20 protein-coding genes are annotated in these 24,913 nt (G+C 40.9%); 11 read left to right on the top strand and 9 right to left on the bottom strand.

What is annotated here, in order from left to right:
• Positions 1-169 precede the first annotated feature (169 nt).
• Positions 170-2,941 (top strand): DNA polymerase I, encoded by a 2,772-nt coding sequence (gene polA, locus GLP24_RS14385; RefSeq protein WP_232616186.1) that lies wholly within the window; start codon positions 170-172, stop codon positions 2,939-2,941.
• 180 nt (positions 2,942-3,121) lie between these two features.
• Positions 3,122-3,169 carry a hypothetical protein gene (locus GLP24_RS19990; RefSeq protein ID WP_438616993.1) on the top strand — a complete coding sequence of 16 codons (48 nt, stop codon included), beginning with the start codon at positions 3,122-3,124 and terminating at the stop codon, positions 3,167-3,169.
• A gap of 678 nt (positions 3,170-3,847) precedes the next feature.
• Here GLP24_RS19990 and yihA read toward each other — a convergent pair.
• A complete protein-coding gene (yihA, locus tag GLP24_RS14380) occupies positions 3,848-4,516 on the bottom strand; it encodes a ribosome biogenesis GTP-binding protein YihA/YsxC (RefSeq protein WP_101769550.1) in 669 nt (222 codons plus the stop codon).
• A 156-nt stretch (positions 4,517-4,672) separates the two neighbouring features.
• Between yihA and GLP24_RS14375 the strand changes: the two genes are divergently transcribed.
• From GLP24_RS14375 to hemN, 5 genes are all read left to right on the top strand, one after another.
• Complete coding sequence (locus GLP24_RS14375; protein WP_232616185.1) at positions 4,673-5,290, top strand: c-type cytochrome; 618 nt, start codon at positions 4,673-4,675, stop codon at positions 5,288-5,290.
• A 902-nt stretch (positions 5,291-6,192) separates the two neighbouring features.
• A complete protein-coding gene (locus GLP24_RS14370) occupies positions 6,193-6,834 on the top strand; it encodes a class I SAM-dependent methyltransferase (RefSeq protein ID WP_232576184.1) in 642 nt (213 codons plus the stop codon).
• Positions 6,834-7,388, top strand: coding sequence for a Der GTPase-activating protein YihI (yihI, locus tag GLP24_RS14365; RefSeq protein WP_101769553.1), 555 nt, complete (start codon positions 6,834-6,836; stop codon positions 7,386-7,388). The genes GLP24_RS14370 and yihI overlap by 1 nt, the downstream gene beginning before the upstream one ends.
• A gap of 3 nt (positions 7,389-7,391) precedes the next feature.
• Positions 7,392-7,871: a DUF2489 domain-containing protein gene (locus tag GLP24_RS14360; RefSeq protein WP_101769554.1), complete on the top strand. Its 480-nt coding sequence runs from the start codon at positions 7,392-7,394 to the stop codon at positions 7,869-7,871.
• Between the two features lie 147 nt (positions 7,872-8,018).
• Complete coding sequence (gene hemN / locus GLP24_RS14355) at positions 8,019-9,392, top strand: oxygen-independent coproporphyrinogen III oxidase (protein WP_101769555.1); 1,374 nt, start codon at positions 8,019-8,021, stop codon at positions 9,390-9,392.
• A gap of 115 nt (positions 9,393-9,507) precedes the next feature.
• Here hemN and add read toward each other — a convergent pair whose 3' ends face one another.
• From add to glnA, 5 genes are all read right to left on the bottom strand, one after another.
• Positions 9,508-10,512 (bottom strand): adenosine deaminase, encoded by a 1,005-nt coding sequence (gene add, locus GLP24_RS14350; RefSeq protein WP_232576183.1) that lies wholly within the window; start codon positions 10,510-10,512, stop codon positions 9,508-9,510.
• A 133-nt stretch (positions 10,513-10,645) separates the two neighbouring features.
• Positions 10,646-12,055: a nitrogen regulation protein NR(I) gene (glnG, locus tag GLP24_RS14345; RefSeq protein WP_101769557.1), complete on the bottom strand. Its 1,410-nt coding sequence runs from the start codon at positions 12,053-12,055 to the stop codon at positions 10,646-10,648.
• Between the two features lie 25 nt (positions 12,056-12,080).
• Positions 12,081-13,133 carry a nitrogen regulation protein NR(II) gene (glnL, locus tag GLP24_RS14340; RefSeq protein ID WP_101769591.1) on the bottom strand — a complete coding sequence of 351 codons (1,053 nt, stop codon included), beginning with the start codon at positions 13,131-13,133 and terminating at the stop codon, positions 12,081-12,083.
• A 140-nt stretch (positions 13,134-13,273) separates the two neighbouring features.
• Entirely contained in the window at positions 13,274-13,852 is a 579-nt protein-coding gene (locus tag GLP24_RS14335) for a DUF4124 domain-containing protein (protein ID WP_232616184.1), read from the bottom strand.
• A 134-nt stretch (positions 13,853-13,986) separates the two neighbouring features.
• Complete coding sequence (glnA, locus tag GLP24_RS14330; protein WP_101769559.1) at positions 13,987-15,396, bottom strand: glutamate--ammonia ligase; 1,410 nt, start codon at positions 15,394-15,396, stop codon at positions 13,987-13,989.
• Positions 15,397-15,995: 599 nt separating this feature from the next.
• Here glnA and typA point away from each other — a divergent pair.
• On the top strand, positions 15,996-17,825 hold the full coding sequence (typA, locus tag GLP24_RS14325) for a translational GTPase TypA (protein WP_101769560.1): 1,830 nt from the start codon (positions 15,996-15,998) through the stop codon (positions 17,823-17,825).
• 145 nt (positions 17,826-17,970) lie between these two features.
• Here typA and GLP24_RS14320 read toward each other — a convergent pair whose 3' ends face one another.
• Positions 17,971-18,609: a DUF2959 domain-containing protein gene (locus tag GLP24_RS14320; protein WP_101769561.1), complete on the bottom strand. Its 639-nt coding sequence runs from the start codon at positions 18,607-18,609 to the stop codon at positions 17,971-17,973.
• Between the two features lie 147 nt (positions 18,610-18,756).
• Between GLP24_RS14320 and GLP24_RS14315 the strand changes: the two genes are divergently transcribed.
• Genes GLP24_RS14315 through GLP24_RS14305 form a run of 3 tightly spaced genes read left to right on the top strand, consistent with a single transcriptional unit; the run spans position 18,757 to position 21,113 of the window.
• Positions 18,757-19,689 carry a virulence factor BrkB family protein gene (locus GLP24_RS14315; RefSeq protein ID WP_407951510.1) on the top strand — a complete coding sequence of 311 codons (933 nt, stop codon included), beginning with the start codon at positions 18,757-18,759 and terminating at the stop codon, positions 19,687-19,689.
• Positions 19,686-20,123 carry a D-aminoacyl-tRNA deacylase gene (gene dtd, locus GLP24_RS14310; RefSeq protein ID WP_232579376.1) on the top strand — a complete coding sequence of 146 codons (438 nt, stop codon included), beginning with the start codon at positions 19,686-19,688 and terminating at the stop codon, positions 20,121-20,123. The genes GLP24_RS14315 and dtd overlap by 4 nt, the downstream gene beginning before the upstream one ends.
• A 60-nt stretch (positions 20,124-20,183) precedes the next feature.
• Complete coding sequence (locus GLP24_RS14305; RefSeq protein WP_101769564.1) at positions 20,184-21,113, top strand: bifunctional GNAT family N-acetyltransferase/hotdog fold thioesterase; 930 nt, start codon at positions 20,184-20,186, stop codon at positions 21,111-21,113.
• Here the strand turns inward: GLP24_RS14305 and GLP24_RS14300 are convergent.
• Both GLP24_RS14300 and pckA read right to left on the bottom strand, forming a co-directional pair.
• Complete coding sequence (locus GLP24_RS14300) at positions 21,059-23,038, bottom strand: AsmA family protein (protein ID WP_232616183.1); 1,980 nt, start codon at positions 23,036-23,038, stop codon at positions 21,059-21,061. The two genes, GLP24_RS14305 and GLP24_RS14300, sit on opposite strands and share 55 nt — an antisense overlap.
• Before the next feature lie 176 nt (positions 23,039-23,214).
• Positions 23,215-24,846, bottom strand: coding sequence for a phosphoenolpyruvate carboxykinase (ATP) (gene pckA, locus GLP24_RS14295; protein ID WP_152654082.1), 1,632 nt, complete (start codon positions 24,844-24,846; stop codon positions 23,215-23,217).
• Positions 24,847-24,913 lie beyond the last annotated feature (67 nt).

Genomic DNA, 24,913 nt, shown 5'->3' with positions numbered 1-24,913 from the left:
TAACAAAGTTATCCACAGAAAATGGATGAATAACACAAAACATCAGTTAACAGTTGCGGTTTGGCATGGCATTCTAGTCAATATTGCATTTTTCCTGTGGTGTAGGGGTAAATTTGGTCGATAATAGACCTAACCTGAACTACTTTCGCTCGGATATAAGAATAACCTTATGGCTACGATTCCTGAAAATCCATTGATCCTTATCGATGGATCCTCTTATCTTTATCGCGCTTACCATGCCGCACCTAACTTCACTAATTCTGATGGTGAACCAACGGGTGCAATTTATGGTGTGGTTAACATGTTACGCAGTATGTTACGTCAGTTTTCGACGGATCGTATTGCGGTTATCTTTGATGCTAAAGGTAAGACATTCCGTAATGACATATACTCTGAATATAAAGCAAACCGTCCACCGATGCCGGAGGATCTTCGCGGACAGATTGAACCATTACATGCAGTGATCAAGGCAATGGGATTACCGTTGATCGCGATCTCTGGGGTTGAAGCGGATGATGTGATCGGTACGCTAGCCACTCAAGCTTCACTGCAGGGGATGCCTGTATTGATCAGTACTGGCGATAAAGATATGGCTCAACTAGTTGATCAACATGTTACTTTGATCAATACCATGACAGATGTAGTCATGGATTCTGCAGGGGTTGTGGATAAGTTTGGTGTTGGTCCTGAGTTGATTATCGATTACTTAGCGTTAATGGGGGATCAGGCTGATAACATTCCTGGCGTTCCTGGTGTCGGTGAAAAAACGGCGACAGCGTTATTGCAAGGTCTTGGTGGCTTAGATACTTTGTATGCCAATCTTGATGATATTGCAGCGCTAGGCTTTCGTGGCTCAAAAACCATGGCTAAAAAGCTGATTGCTCATAAAGAAGTGGCTTATATGTCTTATAAGCTAGCGACGATCAAGCTTGATGTTGAATTAGAACTTGCCCCTGAACAATTATGTAAAGGTGTACCTGATACTGACGCACTAACTGAATTGTTTGGTAAATTACAGTTCCGTCGCTGGCTAACCGAAATGTTGGATGGCAGTGATGGCCGCATTGTTGCTGATGAAAGTGCAGCAACAGCGCCAACTGAACCTAAAATCATTGCGCCAACCATTGATCGTAGTGGCTATGAAACCGTCCTTGATGAAGTAAGTTTTAATAATTGGTTAACTCAGTTAAAAAATGCCGATGTATTTGCGTTTGATACTGAGACCGATGGTCTTGATTACATGACCGCTAATTTAATTGGGGTCTCATTTGCGGTTGAAGAAGGCAAAGCTGCCTATGTACCTGTTGCTCATGATTATCTTGATGCGCCAGTACAACTTGATCGTGATTGGGTCTTAGCGCAATTAAAACCATTATTAGAAGATAAAAATTTAGCTAAAGTGGGTCAAAATTTAAAATTTGATACCAGTATTGTTGCGCGTTATGGCATTGATATGCAGGGTATTAAATTTGATACCATGCTTGAATCTTATATCTATAACAGTGTGGTAGGTCGCCATGATATGGATAGCCTTGCATTACGTTATCTTGAGCATAAAAATATCAGTTTTGAAGATATTGCGGGTAAAGGTAAGAAACAATTAACCTTTAATCAAATCGATCTTGAGCAGGCAGGGCCATATGCTGCTGAAGATGCTGATATTACTCTGCGCCTCCATAATGCGTTATATCCAAAAGTTACCGCTGATGAAAAGCTGAATAAAGTATTTGAAACGATTGAAATGCCGTTAGTGCCAGTTTTATCTCGTATGGAACGTACCGGTGTTTACATTGATTCTGCCTTGTTAGGGGCGCAATCGATCGAATTAGCACAGCGATTAGATGAAATAGAAAAACTGGCTTATGAATTAGCGGGTGAAGAATTTAATTTAAGTTCACCGAAGCAATTACAAGCGATTCTATTTGAAAAAATGGGATTACCTGTTCTTAAAAAAACTCCTTCAGGCACACCGTCAACGAATGAAGAAGTACTGCAAGAGCTGGCATTAGATTATCCATTACCGAAATTATTATTAGAATACCGTGGCTTAGCGAAATTAAAATCCACTTATACTGATAAGTTACCTAGAATGGTTAATGCAGTAACCGGCCGTGTTCATACTTCTTATCATCAATCTGGAACAGTGACTGGGCGTCTATCATCAAGTGAGCCTAACCTACAAAATATTCCAGTTCGTAATCAAGAAGGGCGTCGTATTCGTCAAGCATTTGTTGCTAAAGCTGGGTATAAAATTCTGGCAGTCGATTATTCTCAAATTGAATTGCGTATTATGGCGCACCTTTCGGGTGACCAAGCGCTGCTGGATGCATTCCGAGAGGGTAAAGATATTCACGCCGCAACCGCCGCTGAAATTTTAGGGTTAGCGATTGATGAAGTGAGCACTGAACAACGTCGACGCGCGAAAGCCATTAACTTTGGTTTAATTTACGGCATGAGTGCATTTGGTTTAGCCAAGCAACTTGATATGGGTCGTAATGAAGCACAAGACTATATGAATGTGTATTTTGAACGTTACCCTGGCGTTTTAGAATACATGGAAAGTACTCGTAATAGTGCTGCCGAACTCGGTTATGTTGAAACCTTATTTGGTCGTCGTTTGTATCTTCCTGATATTAAAGCGCGTAATGGTTTACGTCGAAAAGCGGCTGAACGAGCAGCTATTAATGCCCCAATGCAAGGTACTGCAGCTGATATTATTAAATTTGCCATGATTGCCGTTGATGAATGGGTACAACAGCAACCACAAGGGCAAGTTAGTTTGTTAATGCAAGTACACGATGAATTGGTGTTTGAAGTAGAAGCATCAGTATTAGACAGTGTTACCGCTAAAGTACGAGAGTTAATGGAGCAAGCGGCAACGTTAGCCGTGCCATTAATTGCCGATACTGGTTGTGGTGATAACTGGGATCAAGCCCACTAATTAATACTGTTGTGTATTGATAATAAAATGATAGCTGATCGCAAGATTAGCTATTTTTTTGTTAAAAATAAGAACAATTATGTAAAAACTACTTACAATGTTATGAAAAAAAACTACAACAAAGACTTCCAAAAACTGAGCGATTGATATACAGTTGATGACGTAGGGTACAGAGGTAAGATGTTCTATCTTTCAGACCTTTTGTTTCACGTTATTGGATTTGGCTGATTCAGCTGCCCCAGTCTATTTATTGGACTGGGGCGTTTTTTATGGCGCCAATATCAAATTTATCTGCGTTATACTAACTCTCTAATATTATTTCTTTGTTTTATCTTTTCTATATTTTATCCCGATCTTGGCTTTTTTGTGTTTGTTTTTTACACAAAAGTGGCTGTGTTGCTGTTTTTTTATGATGGTTGTCACTTGTTTTTGGCTTTATGAGCTGTTTTTGTGGCTGGTTTTTATTTGCTGTCATATTTTTTAGAGCAAATACTTTAAATTTAAAATTGGCAGGCTATAATAGCGGTAGCTTCTTGTTCATATTTGATTTTGTTGGTTAGTTCATAATGATTAGCGGGCAAATAAAGACATGAAATAGCCATTCTCGGCATTGAGAATGGCTTTTTTTTTGGTTTTTTTAAATAAGCTATGATGTAATTTAATTTCATAAAAGTCATAAATTATTAATAATTAGCTGACTTGTTTTTTGATTAAAATAATGTATCGACATCAATTGGGTTAGCCGAATTTAATCGGGAAGCGGCAGTAGTATTAAGACTGGTGTGTTCTGAGATGATGCACTGCAAGCGGTGATCATTAGTATCGGGGATGGGGGATTTTAGTCATTAATAACCCCACCAATAATGATGGGGCTTTAGATGTTATTTATTGCATTGCGTGATGGTTTTATTCTGCAGATGGCAGATTAAAAACTTCACTATCGTCAGCGGCTAGTACACGTTGACGTTCTAATTCTGGTGCATACCACTCATCAAGTTTACTACGCACTTGATCTACGCCAATCCCTTTCAATGCAGAGAAAGCTTCAACCTGAACGTTACCGCCAAATTCTTTCGACATTTCACGGATTTTTAATACTTGTGCTTTACGCGCACCGCTTTTTAATTTGTCTGCTTTAGTCAATAGGACTAATACTGGCAAGCTACTTTCAATTGCCCAATTAATCATTTGCTGATCAAGGTCTTTCATTGGATGGCGAATATCCATCAGTACTACTAAACCTTGCAAACATTCACGGCGTTGTAGGTATTCACCTAATGCTTTTTGCCATTTTAGTTTGAGTTCAAGCGGTACTTGAGCAAAACCATAGCCAGGTAAGTCAATTAAGTTACAACCATTAATGATTTCAAACATGTTGATTAATTGCGTACGGCCTGGGGTTTTAGAAGTACGAGCCAAACCTTTTTGATCGGTTAGGCGATTTAGTGCACTTGATTTACCCGCATTGGAGCGACCAGCAAATGCGATCTCAACGCCGGCATCTTGTGGCAAGTGACGAATGTCCGGTGCACTTGTGATAAAACTGGTATTTCTATAGTTGAGAGGTTGATTCACTGTTAACTCCGTCAAGCGCTGATGTTGTAAAAAAAGCGCTTTTTTGTGAAATTGTCTAAGATATATTAAACCGTGTTTGGTTTATGGTCGTATTGTATACCATGTCACTGAGCATTACTTGTGGTACGGAAGCTCTATAATTATAAATGGAATGTCATGAAAAAATTAGTTTTAATATTTACTCTGATGGCAAGTTATTCGGTTGCTGCTCAAGGTGATATCGATGCGGGTAAATTAAAGGCCACTACTTGTGTTGGATGTCATGGCAGTGATGGTAATGCAATAATAGGACAATACCCTAAGTTAGCAGGCCAACATGCTGATTATTTAGCAAAACAACTTGCTGATTATAAATTAGCCGTGACCAGTAGCGGTGCTCTAGGTCGTAGTAATGCGATTATGGCGGGTATGGCTGCGGCATTATCAGCCACCGATATGGCCGATCTTGGTGCGTATTTTTCTTCTCTGCCTATTTCAGGCAATACCACGCCTGAAAATGTGATTGCGATTGCGGAGCCATTATACCGTTTTGGTGATTCCGACCGGGGCATTGCGGCTTGTATTGCCTGTCATGGCCCGCGAGGTAATGGTATCAGCTTATCGGGTTTTCCTAAAATTTCAGGACAGAATGCGGAATATATTCAATTACAACTACAGGCATTCCGTGCAGGAACTCGTAATAACGATCTTAATGCCATGATGCGCTCGGCGGCAGCTAAGCTCAGTAATGATGAAATTAGTGCACTCTCTGCTTATATTGGAGGGTTACATTAAGACTGGAATTATCAGCATAATTAACCTTGTTGCTTAGAATTACTCTTTTTTAATATTTTAGTAACGGTGGATTCGCCTGTCGTGTTGTAAGAGATTGACTATTACTAACTGTTATTATGGCAATTTCAGGTGTAGTCGATTATTTTTTGTTTTATAGAACAAAGACTTGTTTATTGCTGATATTTACGTATTCAAAAGTGTGATCTTGATACATTGTTTTAGATATGGCTTCAGGTAAATTATTCCCTGTCGACAAGGAGTGCGACACAGGATAGGAAGCGCTAGGATAGCTTAAGCAGTGACGCTTAAAGGAACCACAGGAAGTCTGGTCAGGAGACTAGGGTAGACGCGGGATGCATAAGGATTGTCAGGGTTGACACTCATGGAAAGAGAGTAGCTATAGCAATATGGCTCAGATACATCAGGACGATGTATCGCATAAGGATGGTGGTATAGTTATTGGAGCGTAACATTGCGATAGGGATCGCCAACTTAGGATGAGTTGTGACGCCATGGATGGGTGAAAATGGACGCGAAAATTCACTAGGATAGTGACGAACGATATTGGCATGGATAGCAATTATAATAAATGGATATTTGTTAAACCGGGACGTTGCTTGCTGGTTACGGAAAGACTAGACAGAATTATAAGCTCATAGCTTACCCCATAGAGCGATAGGTGCAGACCTATTGCTTTTTTTTTCGTCTAAATTTTGGTGTGAGTGAAGGTTATTTTCATGATTTACATGTGATATTTTACTTCTCATCCCGATATAATAGCTGAATAAATTGAACAATTTGTCAGCAGAACTACATCTTAACTGCAATTGGGTATAGAATAGCCCGCTCGATTTTACACCGCTGCTGCTGTTCGTAAACATTCAGTCGTTGTGGAGAAGATAATGGATAGATGTCCACTTTGTAAGAGTAAAGATAATCAATGGTTGGTGGCAGACACTAAACGTGATTATTTTCGTTGTTTACAATGTGCATTAATTTATGCCGATCCGACAACTCATTTAACGTCGTTCCAAGAAAAATATGTTTATGATCAACATCAGAATAATCCTGATGATGATTGTTATCGACAATTTTTAGGACGATTAGCAACTCCACTTGTGACACGATTACCATCACCTCCATTATTTGGATTGGATTTTGGTAGCGGCCCTGGGCCGACCTTGTCAGTGATGTTGGCTGAAATGGGGTATACTATGACAATCTATGACCCTTATTTTGCAGCACAATCTGCAGTATTGAATGGGCAGTATGATTTTGTTACTTGCACAGAAGCAATCGAGCATTTTTATCAGCCTGCGAAGGAATGGGGGCTGTTGCTACGTTTAGTCAAACCCGGCGGTTGGCTTGGGATTATGACCAAACTAGTAACTGACACTGATGCCTTTGGGCATTGGTACTATAAGAACGACCCAACCCATGTCAGCTTTTTTAGCCGTAATACGTTTTGTTTTTTAGCACAACGAGATGGCCTTGAAGTTGAGTTTGTTGGAAATGATGTGATTTTGCTGAGGAAACCCCAGTAATGACCCGTAAGAAAAGAGCTCGTGCTGTAGGATCAGAAGGTCCTGCTGTATACCGCGAAAAAACAAATACTAAAGTTGATGTTGAGACACGTGAACGCCAAAAAGCGAAGAAGCGTAAAGGTTTAAAATCAGGTAGTCGTCATTCTGCTGTTGAAGAAAATAAGCAGCGTAATGGTGGCCAGAAAAAAGATCCACGTTTAGGTAGCAAAAAATTAGTACCCCTAATTATTGAGCCTAAAAAGCCACAAAATAAGCAACAACGCCGTTTATCAGCAGAGCAAGAACTTGCAATGCTTGAAAATGATGCGCAATTAATGGTGCTATTAGATCGTATTGATGCTGGTGAAAAACTGGGTGCTGGTTTACAAAAACAAGTTGACCTGAAGTTAGACCGTATTGAGCGCTTAATGAAACAACTTGGTTTATTAGATGTTGTTGAAGAAGTTGCTGCGCCAGTGAAAGAAAGCGCTAAAGCTAAGTCAAAGCCTCGTTCAGATGATGATTTATTAGCGCAATTTGAAAATATGGATTTTGATAATTTCGATAAGGAGTAACCGTTGCAGGGAATAACACTTCTGTTTGTTATTGGTAGCGTAATTGTGGTTGGATTAGCATTATACGCTGGATTGTTATTGGCTAAGCTTTATAAGCAACAACAGCGGCATAAGCTATTTTTAGCTCGAGCTGCAAAGCAACAAGTTGAAGCAATTAAAACTAGAAATGACAATATATTAGAAAGCGTCTTTATTATTGCAATGGCATGTAAGCAAGATCAATGTGATATGTCAGAAGCCGCGATTCGGTTATATAAATTAATGGAAGTGTTGCAAGCAGATAAACAAGTTGATTTTGCAGCAACGTATCCGGCATTAACTGATTTATATCAAGTCGTTAAAGATATGCCGCGAGGCGATGCTCGCCAGCTAATAGAAAAACAAAGCCGTATGCGATTTGATCTTGAACGTATGAAAGCTGAGTCTCGTCTACAAGCTGAGATTAAACTTGAATTGGATGCAATCCTGTCAACTAAGGTTTAACTCGTCATCGTTATTATTAACACCGCCATTTATTGGCGGTGTTTGTTTTTGTACAGAGTGTAAATTGAACAACAGGGATAGGTTTTACTTTTTGTAAAATGGTGACACACTCTATGTATTATATATTTACCAAGTTGGAACAATGTCATGTCAAATGAGCAGATTATTTGGGATCAGGCCTTAATTGAAAAATATAATTATTCAGGCCCGCGTTATACTTCTTACCCGACCGCACTAGAATTTAATCAAGCATTTACTTCTGCTGAATTTGAGATGGCATGTCAGCAATACCCTGATCGTAAGTTATCGCTTTATATCCATATCCCATTCTGTCACAAGCTTTGTTACTACTGTGGCTGTAATAAAATTATTACTCGCCATCAAGATAAAGCAGATCAATATTTAGATGTACTTGAACAAGAAATTAAGCAACGTGCAACGTTATTGGGTGATCGTCAAGTCAGCCAATTGCATTGGGGCGGTGGTACACCAACGTTTTTAACGGCGGCACAAATTAGTCGTTTAATGACCGCGTTACGGGGTGCGTTTAATTTTGACGCGGATGCTGAAATTAGTATTGAAGTTGATCCTCGTAAAATTGAATTGGATATTCTTGACCATTTACGCAGTGAAGGCTTTAACCGCTTAAGTATTGGGGTACAAGATTTTAATAAAGACGTGCAGAAATTAGTTAACCGTGAGCAAGATGAAGATTTTATTTTTGCGATGGTGGAACGTGCTCGTGAGTTAGGTTATCGCTCAACTAATCTTGATTTAATTTATGGGTTGCCATTACAAACTAAGGCACTGTTTGCTGAAACATTACAGCAAGTATTGACCATGAAGCCGGGCAGATTATCAGTATTTAACTATGCTCATATGCCAACCTTGTTTGCTGCTCAGCGTAAAATTCATGAAGATCAACTGCCGAGTGCTCAAGAAAAATTAGCGATTTTACAAGATACGATTGCGACGTTAACTGGGGCCGGTTATCAGTTTATTGGTATGGATCACTTTGCGTTACCGGATGATGAATTAGCAGTAGCCCAACGCGATGGTATTTTGCACCGTAATTTCCAAGGTTACACCACTCAAGGTGATTGTGACTTGTTAGGTATGGGGGTTTCGGCGATCTCGATGATTGGCGACTGTTATGCACAAAATCAAAAAGAGCTAAAACTATACTACGGTCAGATGGCTGAGCAACAAACGGCATTGTGGAAAGGGGTGACCTTAGACGCTGATGATTTGTTACGCCGTGAAGTGATCAAGGCACTAATTTGTAATTTTCAATTAGATAAGCGTGCGATTGAAGCTGAGTTTAATATTGATTTTGATAGTTACTTTAGTGAAGACTTACAGTTATTACAGACATTTATTAACGATGAGTTAGTGACTGTGGGTGAAAATATTATCTATGTAGAACTGAAAGGTCGGTTATTGATTCGTAATATTTGTATGTGTTTTGATAAATATTTACGTAATCGTGCTCGCCAGCAGCAGTTCTCACGGGTTATCTAACCCTTAGTTAATTCTTAGTAATATTGTTATAAAAAACGCCTCGGTTTCACGTGAAACCGAGGCGTTTTAGTTTTGGCGTTATCACTTGCTTTGCTGGAGGGATAACTTACTGGAATTAGCCGCGTTGGCTAGCAATATCACGTAATGCCTGCTTTTCTGCCGCTGACAAGAACGCCAACTCAAGCCCATTGATTTGTGCTTGACGAATTTGAGCGATGCTTAAACCTACTTTTGGTGCGGCAACTTCATATTCGTAAGGTAGCTCAATCCCTTCAACTGCTGGATCATCAGTATTTAAACAAGCAAGAATACCGTGTTCAAGAAAGGTTTTTACTGGGTGTTTAGTAATATCTGCGACAGTACTGGTTTGAATGTTTGAAGTAATACAAGATTCAATACCAATACGGTGCTCAGCTAAGTAATCCATTAGTTTAGGATCGTTAACCGCTTTTACACCGTGACCAATACGGACTGCACCAAGTTCATTAATTGCTTGCCACATACTCTCTGGTCCCGCAGCTTCACCCGCATGAACGGTGATCTGTAAGCCAGCATCACGGACTTGTTTAAAGTGTGAGATAAACTGGGTGCCAGGTTGACCAAGTTCATCACCAGCAAGATCAATTGCGACTAATTTGTCTTTATGGCTTAGCAGCGCATCCAACTCTTGTTGACATGCTTGGATACCAAACGTGCGGCTCATAATACCAATCAGGTTCGCTTTAATACCAAAATCACGACAACCTGCTGCTACACCATCAGCAACCGCTGCAACGACATCGGCTACGGGAAGATTGTGTTTCATCGCCATGTAGTATGGTGAAAAACGCAGCTCAGCATAATCAATTTGAGCATTAAGGGCATCTTCAACGTTTTCATAAGCAACGCGACGACACGCATCTAAATCACCGAGTACTGCTACACCCCAATCCAATTTATTCAGGAAAGCGACGAGACTTGGTTCGGCTTCAACAATTTGTACGTGTGGACGCAATGCTTCAATTTCTGTTGCTGGTAAGGCAATATTAAATTGCTGACCTAATTCTAAGATCGTTTGTGGACGAATATTACCATCAAGATGGCGGTGAATATCCGTTAGTGGAAGATCTTTGTTTATCATGATTATTATGCTTCCCGAAGTTAAATATAGACTCAGTATACGCAATCACTAAATGACATTCATTACTGTTGCAGATAAATGTGCACTGGTGCAAGTCTGTAACCATATTACGATTAAGCTTTAATCATGAACATTAATCATGAATATGTAATTCTTTGAGCTTACGAGTGAGGGTGTTTCTTCCCCAGCCAAGTAATTTCGCCGCTTCTTGTTTATGGCCATGCGTATGCTGTAATGCAGTTTCAAGAAGAATTTTTTCAAACTGGGGTAATGCTTCAGCCAACAATTCAGTTTCACCTTGTTGTAGTGCTTGTTGTGCCCATTGTTGTAAGCCTTGATGCCAGTGTTGAGATTCGCGAGTCGTATGGGGTGTGACTGTATCGGTAATTTCTGGCGGTAAATCTGATGGTAATATTTCATTACCGCTTGCCATGACGGTTAACCAGCGACAAATGTTTTCTAATTGGCGCACATTACCCGGCCACGGCAATTGTGTCAGTTTCTCTGCTGTTTGTGGATGGAGTGATTTAACGTCGACACTGAGTTCATCTGCGGCACGTTGTAAAAAGTGGTGCGCGAGTTGAGGAATATCTTGGCGACGATCTTTGAGTGATGGCAAATGAACGCGAATTACATTAAGGCGATGGAATAAGTCTTCACGAAAATCCCCCGCAGTAACCAGACGTTCAAGGTGTTGGTGAGTAGCGGCAATAATTCGTACATCAACATTGACGGGAGCATGACCACCAACGCGGTAAAATTGCCCATCAGCTAATACTCGTAATAATCGGGTTTGAATATCTAAGGGCATATCACCAATTTCATCGAGAAATAAAGTGCCTCCATTGGCTTGTTCAAACCGCCCTTGGCGAACACTATTGGCACCAGTAAAGGCGCCTTTCTCATGGCCAAATAGTTCTGATTCGATTAAATCTTTGGGAATCGCCGCCATATTAAGTGCAATAAAAGCGTTACTGCTACGCGGACTATGGCGATGTAGTGCATGGGCGACTAACTCTTTACCCGTACCTGATTCACCATTGATGAGTACTGAAATTGACGACCGTGATAGGCGTCCAATGGCGCGAAACACTTCTTGCATTGCAGGTGCTTCACCAATGATCTCTGGTGCGTGTTTAGGCTCGATAGCGGGCTGTTGTTGACGTTTTTGTTCTTGGCTATGGCTAAGCGCACGTTCAACTAAGGTGACGGCTTCATCGATATCAAATGGCTTGGGAAGATACTCAAATGCCCCTCGTTGATAAGCGTTAACCGCTGAATCAAGATCAGAGTGAGCTGTCATTATGATAACGGGTAACGTTGCATAATCTTGTTGTAGTGCCTTGAGCAGCGTAAAACCATCAGTCCCGGGCATTTTGATATCAGATACGAGCACATCAGGTACACTGCGTTCTAATGCAGCCAATACACTATCCGCGTCAGCAAACGTTTTGCATTTCATTCCTGCATTAACGAGTGTTCGTTCTAATACCCAGCGAATCGAGTTGTCATCATCAACAACCCAGATTAATCCTTTGCTCATAATAAAATTCCTATGGTTGTCAGTGTTATGACTTAATCGGTAAATGAATGGTGAAATTAGTGTGCCCAGGCCAACTAAAGACTTCAATTTTCCCTTGATGCTGATCGATTAAATTACGCGCAATTGATAGCCCTAATCCAGTGCCACCTTCACGACCAGTGACCATTGGGTAGAACAATGTATCTTGAATATCGGAGGGAATGCCAGGACCATCATCGATGATTTCGATGGTGGCGGTAACACGGTGTCGTACCCCTTGAATTAAGCTTTGGTGGGCGGTACGGGTTTTTAATTTAATTGTGCCCCCCCCTTGACCTTTCAATGCTAATGCCGCGTTACTGACAATATTTAATAATGCCTGTTCCAGTTGTTCAGCATCCATATTTATATCGGGTAAACTCGGATCGTAATCGCGTTCAATGTTAATCGTGTCGTCTGTTTCAATGTTGACTAACTGACGCACTTTTTCTAACACCAAATGAATATTATCTGTTTTACGAACCCCTGGTCGTTGTGGGCCTAATAATCGATCGACTAAATTACGTAATCGGTCAGCTTGTTCAATGATCATTTGGGTATATTCGTGGTAGCTTTTATCGGGTAATACTTTTTCTAATAATTGTGCGGCACCACGTAAACCACCGAGTGGGTTTTTTATTTCATGGGCTAAACCACGCACTAATTCTTTGGCCGCTTGTTGTTGTGCATGTTGATTCAGTTCTTGGCTAATACGGCGCTGATGATCGATAGGCTTTAATTCTAATAAGATCAGTAATTGTTTTTGCCATGAAATGGGGCTGGCACTTACACCAAGTAAATGTTGTTGACCATCAATTACAAATGTTACATCGCTGTCGGCTAAACCTTGACCGCTGTGGAGCGTTGCTTTGACATGGTTAAAGTCGAGTGAGCTGTGTTGTAATAATTGTGGCAGTTGGCTACCGAGTAAACGACGTTTACTTGATGATAATAATTGCTCTGCGGCTGGATTGACGTAGCGGATCACTAAGGCTTCATCGAGTAATACAATGGCAGTGACTAAATTGTCGAGAATTATGGGCGTAAAGCTAGCATTCACAATCATCATCCTTATCGGTAACTAAGCAAAAGACGATTGATATTGGCATTCACCTTTCGCTGCTAAGTAATGCACCAAATTGGTGCATTAAAGTGTACTCGGTTTAATAGCGAACAGGCAGGGTTTATTGTAAATAGGTGTTAACGGGGTTGAATGGGACTATTTTTAGGGCGAGCCTGTGATACGCGGTGTAAATAAACCGTAATACTTTCAGATGAAGCAAGGATCTTGCCATTGTTAAGTAATTGGATTTGAATTTGGTGACTACCACGATCGATATTAGTCAGTTGCCACGTTAGATCGGTTTGAGGCGTGCCGTTAACTTTGCCATCGATGACTAATTGCGCTTGAAGCTTTTTATTGAGTTTACGGTTACTGACGGCACGCACTTTGATATCACCATCATTACTGCGAATGGTTTGCAGGTGCACTGGTGCGAGTAGACTAACGGTGGCAGCAGGAAGAGGGGGTTCAGTATCGGTAGTGATTGATATAAGTTCGATATTGTCAGCTTGATAGCTATCGATTACGGTTGTTTGGATATTTTGCTGCACTTCAGTAACGGAAAGTTCAACCGTGTTAGCTTGTTGGGTACCCGGAGTATCACTAAAATGGACCACACCATTATCATCAGTCCAAGAGTAGATCGTTGTTGTTGCTACTGCGGCGCTCGCTGCTGTTGTCAATAACAGCATTGATACTAGATTAATGAGTTTCATCCGTTAACTCTCCAGCAAGACCTTCATGGTCAATAAGGCCTGTATTGTTACTGCTTTTATTGTGGTAGCAAGATCAAAAAGACCTGCGTGTGAGGCAGGCCTAAATCTTAGTTGTTAAGTCATGAATCTATTACTTAAACTGAGTAGTAAAGTTCAAACTCTAATGGGTGTACTGCCATATTGATTTTCTCTACATCTTGCTCTTTTAGCGTGATGTAAGAATCAATAAAGTCATTAGAGAATACGCCACCAGAAGTTAAGAATTCACGATCATCGTCAAGCGCTTGTAGAGCAATTTGTAGTGACTCCGCAACTTTTGGAATTTCTGCGGCTTCTTCTGCTGGTAAGTCGTAAAGGTCTTTATCCATTGCTTCGCCTGGGTGGATCTTGTTAGCGATACCATCAAGGCCAGCCATTAGCATTGCTGCAAAGGCTAGGTATGGGTTTGCTGCTGGATCACCAAAGCGTACTTCGATACGACGTGCTTTTGGACTTGGTACGACTGGAATACGGATTGATGCAGAACGGTTACGCGCTGAGTAAGCCAACATAACAGGTGCTTCGTAGCCAGGGACTAGACGCTTGTATGAGTTCGTGGCAGGGTTAGCAAAGGCGTTGATTGCACGTGCGTGCTTAATGATACCGCCGATGTAGAACAATGCCATTTCTGATAGGCCGCCGTACTTATCACCAGCAAATAGGTTAACACCGTCTTTAGCCAGTGACATGTGAACGTGCATACCTGAGCCATTATCACCAACCAGTGGTTTAGGCATAAAGGTTGCTGTTTTACCAAATGCGTGCGCAACGTTATGAACCACATACTTATAAATCTGAATTTCATCAGCTTTATTGGTTAAGGTGTTGAAACGAGTTGCGATCTCGTTTTGACCTGCGGTCGCGACTTCATGGTGGTGAGCTTCAACAACCAGCCCCATTTCTTCCATGATCAAACACATTGCAGAGCGAATGTCTTGTGATGAATCAACAGGGGCAACCGGGAAGTAACCGCCTTTAACGCCTGGACGGTGACCTTTGTTACCACCTTCAATTTTGGTGCCGCTGTTCCATGCTGCTTCAATGTCATCAATCTTAAAGAATGAACCCGACATATCAGTATTAAATCGAACGTCATCAAAGAGGAAGAATTCTGGCTCTGGACCGACTAAAACATTGTCAGCAAAACCTGCTGAACGCATAAATTCTTCTGCGCGTTTAGCGATTGAGCGCGGGTCACGATCGTAGCCTTGCATTGTTGCAGGCTCAAGAATATCACAACGAATATTTAGAGTTGCGTCTTCAGTAAACGGGTCAAGTACCGCACTTGCAGCATCAGGCATCATTACCATGTCTGATTCATTAATGCCTTTCCAGCCAGCTACAGAAGAGCCATCAAACATTTTACCGTCTTCAAAAAAATCAGCATCGATTTGGTGAGATGGAATAGAAATGTGCTGCTCTTTACCTTTGGTATCGGTAAAACGTAGGTCAATAAACTTAACTTCATTTTCCTGGATCAGCGCTAGTACGTTTTCAACTGACATCTTGAGTAACCTCCGGTGTTTTTTGGGCGATGGCCGCAAACTTTGTGCTCATACTGTGGTGAGCAAATCTAAAAGTATTAAAGCGAAAACCATGCCAACTTTTAAAAGCCCCTAAAAATGCGTGTTTATAGCATTTAGAGAACTTTTCCCTATCCTTATTTGCACTATTATGGTGAAGCGCTGCACCAATTTAGTGCAGCGGTAGAATGTATTGAAAGAGGTGCAATATCTCTTTATTCATTCATCCATTCAATAGTCGTACTACTATGGTGATGAGGCTAAATATTGTCAATCTGTGAGGTAGATAATTTTGGGTTTTATTGTTAATTGAGCGCTGTCTAAACGTTGTAAAAAAGGACATTGATTATGCTTTTGGGTGAATTATTACTTATTTATCGTACGAATAAAGCGTATAAAAAAAATAAAAATAGCCAAAAAAGTGAGTAAAAATGCGGCTCTAGAGCGGAATCATAAAAAAGCTGGTGATATAAATCACATATTTCGTGGGTTTTAGCGTAAAATCTGTTAAATTATGAGCCGTTTTTTTAATCAAGTAGCCTCTATTAAGACGCTGCATGTTCTGAGTGAATCTGAAACTAATGTCTAATCAATCGATCGATAACTTAAGAAATATCGCAATTATTGCTCACGTTGACCACGGTAAAACTACCCTGGTTGATAAACTCCTACAGCAATCTGGCACGTTAGAGGGTCGCGGCGAAGCCGAAGAACGTGTTATGGATTCTAATGATATCGAAAAAGAGCGTGGCATTACCATTCTTGCTAAGAACACAGCAATTAACTGGAATGACTACCGCATCAATATCGTAGACACCCCTGGACACGCAGACTTCGGTGGTGAAGTTGAGCGTATCATGTCTATGGTTGACTCTGTATTGCTTATCGTTGACGCAGTTGACGGCCCAATGCCTCAAACTCGTTTCGTAACGCAAAAAGCGTTTGCATACGGTCTTAAGCCAATCGTTGTAATCAACAAGATTGACCGTCCAGGTGCACGTCCTGAGTGGGTTATGGATCAAATCTTTGACCTATTCGACAACCTTGGCGCAACTGACGAACAACTAGATTTCACAACTGTTTACGCATCAGCGTTAAATGGTTGGGCAACAATGACTGAAGGCGAAGTTGGCGAGAACATGGAACCATTGTTCCAAGCTGTTGTTGATAACGTTGCTGCACCATTTGTTGACGTTGATGGCCCACTACAGATGCAAATCTCTCAGTTAGATTACAGCTCTTACGTTGGTGTTATCGGTGTTGCTCGTATCACTCGTGGTACTGTTACTCCAAACCAACAAGTTACTATCATTGGTGCTAACGGTGTTAAGCGTAACGCTAAAGTAGGTACAGTTCTTGGTTACCTAGGTCTTGAACGTCACGAAATTAGTGAAGGTAAAGCTGGCGATATCGTTGCAATCACAGGTCTTGGTGAGCTGAAGATTTCTGATACGATTTGTGACGTAAACACTGTTGAAGCATTGGTTCCATTGTCTGTTGATGAACCAACTGTAACCATGACTTTCCAAGTAAACACTTCTCCGTTTGCTGGTAAAGAAGGTAAGTTTGTTACTTCACGTAACATCCTTGAGCGTCTACAGAAAGAATTAGTACACAACGTAGCATTGCGCGTTGAAGAAACTGAAAGTCCAGACCGTTTCCGTGTTTCAGGCCGTGGTGAACTTCACCTATCTATCCTGATTGAAAACATGCGTCGTGAAGGTTTCGAGCTAGCAGTATCTCGTCCAGAAGTTATCATCAAAGAAGAAGATGGTAAGCTAATGGAACCGTTTGAAATCGTAACTATCGATGTGGTTGAAGAGCATCAAGGTAGTGTGATGGAAAAAATCGGTATCCGTAAGGGTGAGCTAAAAGATATGGCACCAGATGGTAAGGGCCGTGTTCGCATGGACTTTATGATGCCTTCTCGTGGTCTTATCGGTTTCCAAACAGAATTCCTAACAATGACGTCTGGTTCTGGTCTTATCTACCATACGTTTGATCACTACGGTCCTCACAAGGGCGGTATTATTGGTCAACGTGCTAACGGCGTATTGATCTCTAATGGTATGGGTAAAGCAGTAACTTACTCACTATTTAACCTACAAGAGCGTGGCCGTCTGTTCGCAGAACACGGTGATGAAGTATATGAAGGTCAGATCATTGGTATGCACAACCGTGCAAACGATCTAACTATCAACTGTCTACGTGGTAAGCAGCTAACAAACGTTCGTGCATCTGGTACTGATGAAGCACAAACACTTTCTCCTGCGGTTAAGTACACGCTTGAGCAAGCTCTAGAATTCATCGATGATGATGAGCTAGTAGAAGTAACTCCAGAAAGCATTCGTATCCGTAAGAAACTTCTTACTGAAAACGATCGTAAACGTTCAGGTCGTGGCGGTAAGTAATTACCCCTAGCTGAAGTTTACTAATACAATCCCTCGTTTGGCAACAAGCGGGGGATTGTTGTATCTGGAGTGTGAAAATATTCCTGAGACAAAAAAAGAGCTAACACTGTTAGCTCTTTTTTTATATATACCAAATAAGCGCTGATTACTTTTTCAAATGACCAATAAAGCGATTTGATTCAGCAATCGCATGGTTCATATCTCGAATAGCACCAGAGATTTCAGTTTGTAATGAATTAAATTGCCCCTGAAGTGAGCCAATAGCAGCGGCATTAAGGTTATGCTTCAGATAAAGGGTGTTATCACGTAAAGTATCTAAAACGGGCTCCATCTTCTTCTCTGCGCGTTTCATGGCTGTTAGCATCTTATTGTACGATGCTTTTGTAGTTTGTAATTTACGTTGGCTGTCCCGTTTAAGAGTGGCACTTTTATACAATGACAGTTCTTGTTGCCATTCATCAAACATTGCATTCGCGACATCTTCAATTGCTGCAATACGATCATTTACATTTTTGACTGCGGCTTCGCTGTTTTGATATTGGCTGTCAATGTCCTGATAAGCTGACTCAAGCTTCCCGCCATTAAATTGATTGAGTGCTTTTAATCCTTCAAGGGCGCTAGTAAATTGTTTTTGGGCATCTTGTTGGGCTTGATTGGCGTCTTCAACCCGATCAACCATAATATCGCGTTTATAGACCCCTACTTTTTCCATGGCTGAATAGTAGGCGGTTTGACAACCTGAAAGTAAACTAACACTTAGAAAAAGTGCAATAAAATACGGCATGTTTTGCTCCTTGGTGAGACATGCAAAATAACAAATAATGATATTGCTGTTGCGGGTTAAAGTAACGATATTGATAGAGAAAGATCAATGGCAACACGTAACGGTAGTATGGCTATATTCCATAACAGATAGGTAGAACACACTATTATGGCCGACAAAGAACAACCTGTGAAATTTGTATTGTGGCTACGGTTACTGCGAATAATGGAATATTTTGGTTATTTAATCCAGCGTATAAACCATGACCGCTTAACCGTAACCGCAGGCTCAATGGCCTATGTGACTTTATTATCATTAGTACCGTTATTAGCGGTTATTGTTTCTGCGTTGTCGGTAGTACCTGCTTTTGCGGGAGTTGGCACTCAAGTTCAACAATTTGTTATTACACATTTTGTGCCAGCAGCTGGAGCGGTGGTAACCACGTACTTAAATGAGTTTGTTGCTAATGCTGGCAAAATGACGGTGGTCGGTATTGGTGCATTATTTGTGGTTGCTATGATGCTTATTTCTTCAATTGATAAATCATTAAATTATATTTGGCGAGTAAAGCAAAAACGGCGTTGGATAATTTCATTAGCTGTGTATTGGATGATTCTTACTTTAGGCCCTATCCTTTTGGGTTCAAGTCTTGCATTGAGTTCATATCTAGGCTCATTGGTATTATTTGAACATCAAATATTACACGGTGTAGTTCAACAATCATTGCAATGGTTACCTTCAATGATGTCTGGTTTGGCCTTTTTATTACTCTATGCTTTGGTCCCTAATTGCAAGGTACTGTTTAAACATGCGCTTTTGGGTGCTTTATGTAGCAGTATATTATTTGAATTGAGCAAAAAAGGCTTTGTGATTTACTTAGCCCATTTCCATTCCTATCAAATGATTTATGGTGCATTGTCAGTGATCCCTATTTTGTTTGTATGGGTATATTTATGTTGGTGTATCGTATTGCTGGGAGCTGAAATCACCGCCAGTTTAGGAGAGCGTGGTTTTTGGGACGTGAATCAATATCGATCACAAATAACAACAATGGTGACGAACCGTGACCATGATTTAATGACGAATAAGGAACAGCAATGATTGCGCTAATTCAGCGAGTAAGTGAAGCAAGTGTTACCGTCGACGGTAAAGTAACTGGGGCGATTGGCAATGGCTTGTTGGTATTATTAGGGGTTGAAAAAGGCGATGATGAAGCTAAAGCACGAAAGCTACGAGATAAAGTATTGGGCTATCGAATATTCAGTGATGCTGACGATAAAATGAATCTGAATGTCCAACAGGCACAAGGTAGTGTACTGGTGGTATCACAATTTACGTTAGCTGCGGATACTAAAAAAGGCATGCGTCCGGGATTTTCAACTGGGGCTGCGCCGATTGAAGCTGAACGCTTGTACCAATATTTTGTCGAACAATGTAAGGCACAGCCGATCACAACCGAAACTGGCGTGTTTGGTGCCGACATGAAGGTCGCATTGGTTAATGATGGTCCGGTGACATTTTGGTTGCAGGTCTAATTGGGATTGTTGCCTTGAGCATGTAATAGCTATAGACGATTAAGAGAAGAGAGGGAATGCATGTTTCGATTAGTCACTCCGCAGACAGAACAGCAGTTTGCACGTTATTATCATTTTCGGTGGCGAATGCTACGTCAACCATGGCAAATGCCGCTGGGATCAGAGCGAGATGCTTATGATGATGTCAGTGCCCATCGAATGTTAGTCGATAGCCATGATAACGTAGTGGCAATTGGGCGTTTGTATGTGACCCCTGATAATGAAGGTCAAGTGCGTTATATGGCGGTTGATGCTGCGGTGCAGCATCATGGTTTAGGTGGCATGATTTTAATGGCACTTGAGTCATTAGCTCGTTATGACGGTGCGAAACGTTTAGTTTGTAATGCCCGTGAAGCGGCGATTCCATTTTATATTAAAAATGATTTTGAGAGCCGAGGTGAGCTAAGCGATGAGCATGGTCCAATGCGGCATCAACAAATGGTTAAACAATTACCGCCGTTAACTGATGTTGCTCGTCAGCCGCAATGGTGTCAGGAATTACAAACGTTATGGCAAAGCCAAATTCCGATCAGTGATAAAATGGGGATCAAGATTAATCAATACACAGGCTATCGATTTGAAGTCAGTGCGTTGTTTAATGCTAACCTTAATCCGAATGAATTTATGTTTGCTGGTAGTATTTTTACCATGGCAACTTTGGCGGGTTGGGGCTTTATTTGGCTGTTACTTAAAGAACGCGGCTTACAAGGTAATATTATTTTAGTTGATAGCCACATTCGTTATTCTGCCCCTGTTACTGAGCGCCCAATAGCCGTCACCACTCTTGAAAATTTACGGGGCGATTTTGATCGTATTACTCAACAGCGAAAAGGGATGATCACTGTTGATGTTAATGTTCAATGCGGTAAAACGGTTTCATCAACGTTTACGGGGACCTATTTAGTGTTACCCGTACATGATGAGTCAACCGTTGTTACTGAGACGCCTTGAGACCATTGACGGGTTAGATTTTGACAGTCAGTTGTGAGCGTAAGTTTACATTGTTGTTGGTTAGAATCAGCGAGATTCCATTGACCTTCTATGTTTAGACCAAAATTATTGCCAGTGATGGTCGATGGTGGTAATTGAATAATGCCATCTTGTGCTGTTAGTGTCAGCGGGGAGGTCGTTAGTGGTAATGATGCTGTTGTCTCTAATGTGGCGGGTAGGGTTGTTGCTGAAAAATGCGGTTGTTGCCATTGGTTCAATAATTGCTGGGGAGTGATGTTTGTTAAGGCTAATTGGCGGAATGCAATATTAGCACTGCCTGTTAAATGAGTATTAAAATCTGCCCAGTTGCTGGCATGACCGTTGAGTTTTATTTGGGTGTCCATTGCTCCCGCAAGTGGAAGTGGCAATGCTAACCAGCGGTATAGTATTTGTGCTGGCATGGTGTCGCCCATGATGGTTAATTGCCATGGACGAAGTGGATTCTCAAGTGAAATCCGCGCGCGCGCTTTTAACATACCATCCTTAAATGGCAGGACTAACTTATCCAGTTGCCATTGACCCGCATTACTGTGCATGGTCGCGATGGCTTGGTTCATCACAATTTGATTGATACTGCCAAAACCCAAATTGGCTTCAATATTACCTTGCCATAATCCCCATTGATTATTTTGTTTAAGTACAGCATCTTGCGCATCAATATCAATCCCTGTCAGTTGAAACGGTACTGCTGAGGTTGATGCTGTGATTTGGCTGTTATTAATCTTGAGTTTTTTGACTACCACATCGGCGTATTGCTGTTGCCATTGTTGCCACGTTTGTTGCCAATGTTTATTTAAAAATAATTTAATACCGCTGGCTTTTAAATCATTGATAAATAATTGTTGTGGATCCATCCAACCATCAACGCGAACAATTCCATCCATAATATGTGCAGACATACCATGATTAATAATTTGTTGAGGTATAAATTGTAGTTCTGCTTGAGGTTGTTCTAGATTGATTTGATGCCATTTTGCGTGGCTGGCACTGAATGATAAGTGACTGTTTTGTTGCTGCCAATAGTTTTGCGGCCACTGCCAATTCTCTAATGATAAATTAATCCCATCAGCACTCCATTGTGGTAATTCAATACTGCTATTAACCACATCTAAGCGTTTTAATATAATGGATTTTAAAGGGGCGATACGTTGTGTAAATTGCTGCCGCCAGGTATTGAATAGCTGTTGATCTTGTAATTGGAATTGACTGACGGTGAGTTGATCGATAGTTAAATTGTTATTATTAAGCTGTGCTTGGGCGGTGATTGTTGCGTGGTGCCAGTTGGCAGAAATACCACTAAATTGCCATTGTTGAGCTTGCTTATCAGCATTGATCAGCAGTTGTTGTAATTGTAGTTGATGCCATTTAATGCTGGTGGCACTCATTTGTAAGCTACCATTAAAACTTTGCCACCATGGTGTATTGTCTGTTGGTGTTTGCCAATTATCCATTTGGATTATGCCGTGTTTAATCACAAGTTGTGGCGTATGAATATTGGTATTATTGAGCACTAATCGCTTAATAGTTAAGGATGGTAATTGGCTAAATAATGGCATCTTAGTGGGCGTAATATTATTAATTTGAACGCCGTCAAAGATGAGTTTTCGGGTGGCTAAGCTTGACTTTGATAACCATAATTGAATGCTGTCAGCGCGAACGATTACTTGTTGGTGTTGTGTGATTTCAGCATGTTCGAATTTGATTTGATAAGGTGTTCGAATATCGTAATCAATTTTTTTTGCAAACACTTGGTAAGGCGATACTTGGGCGAGAATAAAATTAATTACAGGCTCATTATAACGTGTATGTAATAACCCTATCAGCGTTGCCAGGCTAATCACGACGATTAAGGCAAGAATGAGCAGTGACTTGCTAAAGAATCGCATAATATTTCCTCGTAAGCTGAAAGCGTAATATCAATATAATGGCTTATTGAGGGTGAGATAAAAACATATTTTTAGCAAGGTTTTTGGTTAGTGCGTTAATTGGGGAATCTTGATATAAAATAAAAACAGCCCCTAATTAAAGAGGCTGTTAACGGATAATTCAATGAGGCGTTAAATTAACCGAGTTGTGGACCTGCAGTGACTAACTGCTGGCCTTCTTGAGTATCAGTGTACTTATCAAAGTTAGTAATAAAGCGATGAGCCAAATCTTCAGCCTTGCTTTGCCACTGTAGTGGATCAGTGTAAGTGTCACGTGGATCAAGAATTGTTGGATCAACACCAGCTAATGATGTTGGAACCGTTAGATTAAAGATTGGAATTTGTTTGGTATTTGCTTTATCAATTGAACCATCAAGGATTGCATCAATGATTGCACGTGTATCTTGAATTGAAATACGCTTACCTGTGCCGTTCCAACCTGTGTTTACCAAGTAAGCTTCAGCGCCTGCGGCTTCCATACGCTTAACTAACACTTCTGCATATTGAGTTGGGTGTAAGGTTAAGAATGCATTACCAAAACAGGCTGAGAACGTTGGTGTCGGTTCAGTAATACCACGCTCAGTACCGGCTAACTTAGCCGTAAAGCCAGAAAGGAAATGGTACTTTGTTTGCTCTGGGGTTAATTTTGAAACTGGCGGTAATACGCCAAAAGCATCTGCTGATAAGAAGATCACTTTATTGGCATGGCCGCCTTTGGATACTGGCTTAACAATGTTTTCGATATGATAAATAGGGTAAGAAACACGGGTGTTTTCAGTTTTTGAATTATCATCAAAATCAATGGCACCATTACTGCGTACTGTCACGTTTTCTAATAGTGCATCACGACGAATAGCATTGTAGATATCAGGTTCAGCTTCTTTTGATAGGTTGATGGTTTTTGCATAGCAACCACCTTCAAAGTTAAACACGCCATTGTCATCCCAACCGTGCTCATCATCACCAATTAATGCGCGCTTAGGATCGGTTGATAAAGTTGTTTTACCTGTACCAGAAAGGCCAAAGAATACTGCAACATCTCCGTCTTTACTCATATTGGCTGAACAGTGCATTGATGCAATGCCTTGCAGTGGTAAGAAGTAGTTCATCATTGCGAACATACCTTTCTTCATTTCACCGCCGTACCATGTACCACCAATAAGTTGCATTTTTTCGCTAAGATTGAAAACAGTGAAATTTTCAGAATTCATGCCGTGCTCTTGCCACTTAGGGTTAGTGCACTTTGAACCATTCATGATCACAAAATCAGGTTCAAAATTTTCAAGCTCTGCTTCTGTTGGGCGAATGAACATGTTTTTCACAAAATGCGCTTGCCATGCAACTTCAGTGATGACACGAATACAAAGACGTGTATCAGGGTTAGCACCACAATAACCATCAACAATAAAAAGACGTTTGTTTGATAGCTGGTTAGTGACTAATTCTTTAAGCTCTAACCATGCTGTTTGTGTTAGGGCTTTATTGTCATTCTTACCTTGATCTGACCACCACAACGTATCTTTGGTAGTGTTGTCACGCACAATAAATTTATCTTGTGGTGAACGACCCGTAAAAATACCGGTATCAACAGATACGGCACCTAGCTCAGTAACTATACCGCGCTCGTAACCCTCAAGTTCTGGTTTAGTTTCTTCATTAAAAAGAACTTCGTAAGATGGGTTACGAATAACATCTGTAACATTGGTAATACCGTATTGGGATAAATCCATGTTGTTTGCAACCTTATTATCGACACGTGTAGTGATCATTGGTGCTCCTAGGGTAAGATGTTGTATAACTACCAATCATGCTAACAACCCTAAATTGCTAAATCAG

Source organism: Photobacterium carnosum (assembly GCF_021236965.1).
Taxonomy (GTDB): Bacteria; Pseudomonadota; Gammaproteobacteria; order Enterobacterales; family Vibrionaceae; genus Photobacterium; species Photobacterium carnosum.
The sequence above is the reverse complement of the archived record's forward strand: the minus strand, read 5'-3'. Positions and strand labels throughout refer to the sequence as shown.

What these genes read in the sequence shown, in the direction of transcription:
- polA (WP_232616186.1), top strand. Translation starts at nt 170, where the DNA reads ATGGCTACGATTCCTGAAAATCCATTGATCCTTATCGATGGATCCTCT.
- GLP24_RS14375 (WP_232616185.1), top strand. Translation starts at nt 4,673, where the DNA reads ATGAAAAAATTAGTTTTAATATTTACTCTGATGGCAAGTTATTCGGTT.
- GLP24_RS14370 (WP_232576184.1), top strand. Translation starts at nt 6,193, where the DNA reads ATGGATAGATGTCCACTTTGTAAGAGTAAAGATAATCAATGGTTGGTG.
- yihI (WP_101769553.1), top strand. Translation starts at nt 6,834, where the DNA reads ATGACCCGTAAGAAAAGAGCTCGTGCTGTAGGATCAGAAGGTCCTGCT.
- hemN (WP_101769555.1), top strand. Translation starts at nt 8,019, where the DNA reads ATGTCAAATGAGCAGATTATTTGGGATCAGGCCTTAATTGAAAAATAT.
- add (WP_232576183.1), bottom strand. Translation starts at nt 10,512, where the DNA reads ATGATAAACAAAGATCTTCCACTAACGGATATTCACCGCCATCTTGAT.
- glnG (WP_101769557.1), bottom strand. Translation starts at nt 12,055, where the DNA reads ATGAGCAAAGGATTAATCTGGGTTGTTGATGATGACAACTCGATTCGC.
- GLP24_RS14335 (WP_232616184.1), bottom strand. Translation starts at nt 13,852, where the DNA reads ATGAAACTCATTAATCTAGTATCAATGCTGTTATTGACAACAGCAGCG.
- glnA (WP_101769559.1), bottom strand. Translation starts at nt 15,396, where the DNA reads ATGTCAGTTGAAAACGTACTAGCGCTGATCCAGGAAAATGAAGTTAAG.
- typA (WP_101769560.1), top strand. Translation starts at nt 15,996, where the DNA reads ATGTCTAATCAATCGATCGATAACTTAAGAAATATCGCAATTATTGCT.
- GLP24_RS14320 (WP_101769561.1), bottom strand. Translation starts at nt 18,609, where the DNA reads ATGCCGTATTTTATTGCACTTTTTCTAAGTGTTAGTTTACTTTCAGGT.
- GLP24_RS14315 (WP_407951510.1), top strand. Translation starts at nt 18,757, where the DNA reads ATGGCCGACAAAGAACAACCTGTGAAATTTGTATTGTGGCTACGGTTA.
- dtd (WP_232579376.1), top strand. Translation starts at nt 19,686, where the DNA reads ATGATTGCGCTAATTCAGCGAGTAAGTGAAGCAAGTGTTACCGTCGAC.
- GLP24_RS14305 (WP_101769564.1), top strand. Translation starts at nt 20,184, where the DNA reads ATGTTTCGATTAGTCACTCCGCAGACAGAACAGCAGTTTGCACGTTAT.
- GLP24_RS14300 (WP_232616183.1), bottom strand. Translation starts at nt 23,038, where the DNA reads ATGCGATTCTTTAGCAAGTCACTGCTCATTCTTGCCTTAATCGTCGTG.
- pckA (WP_152654082.1), bottom strand. Translation starts at nt 24,846, where the DNA reads ATGATCACTACACGTGTCGATAATAAGGTTGCAAACAACATGGATTTA.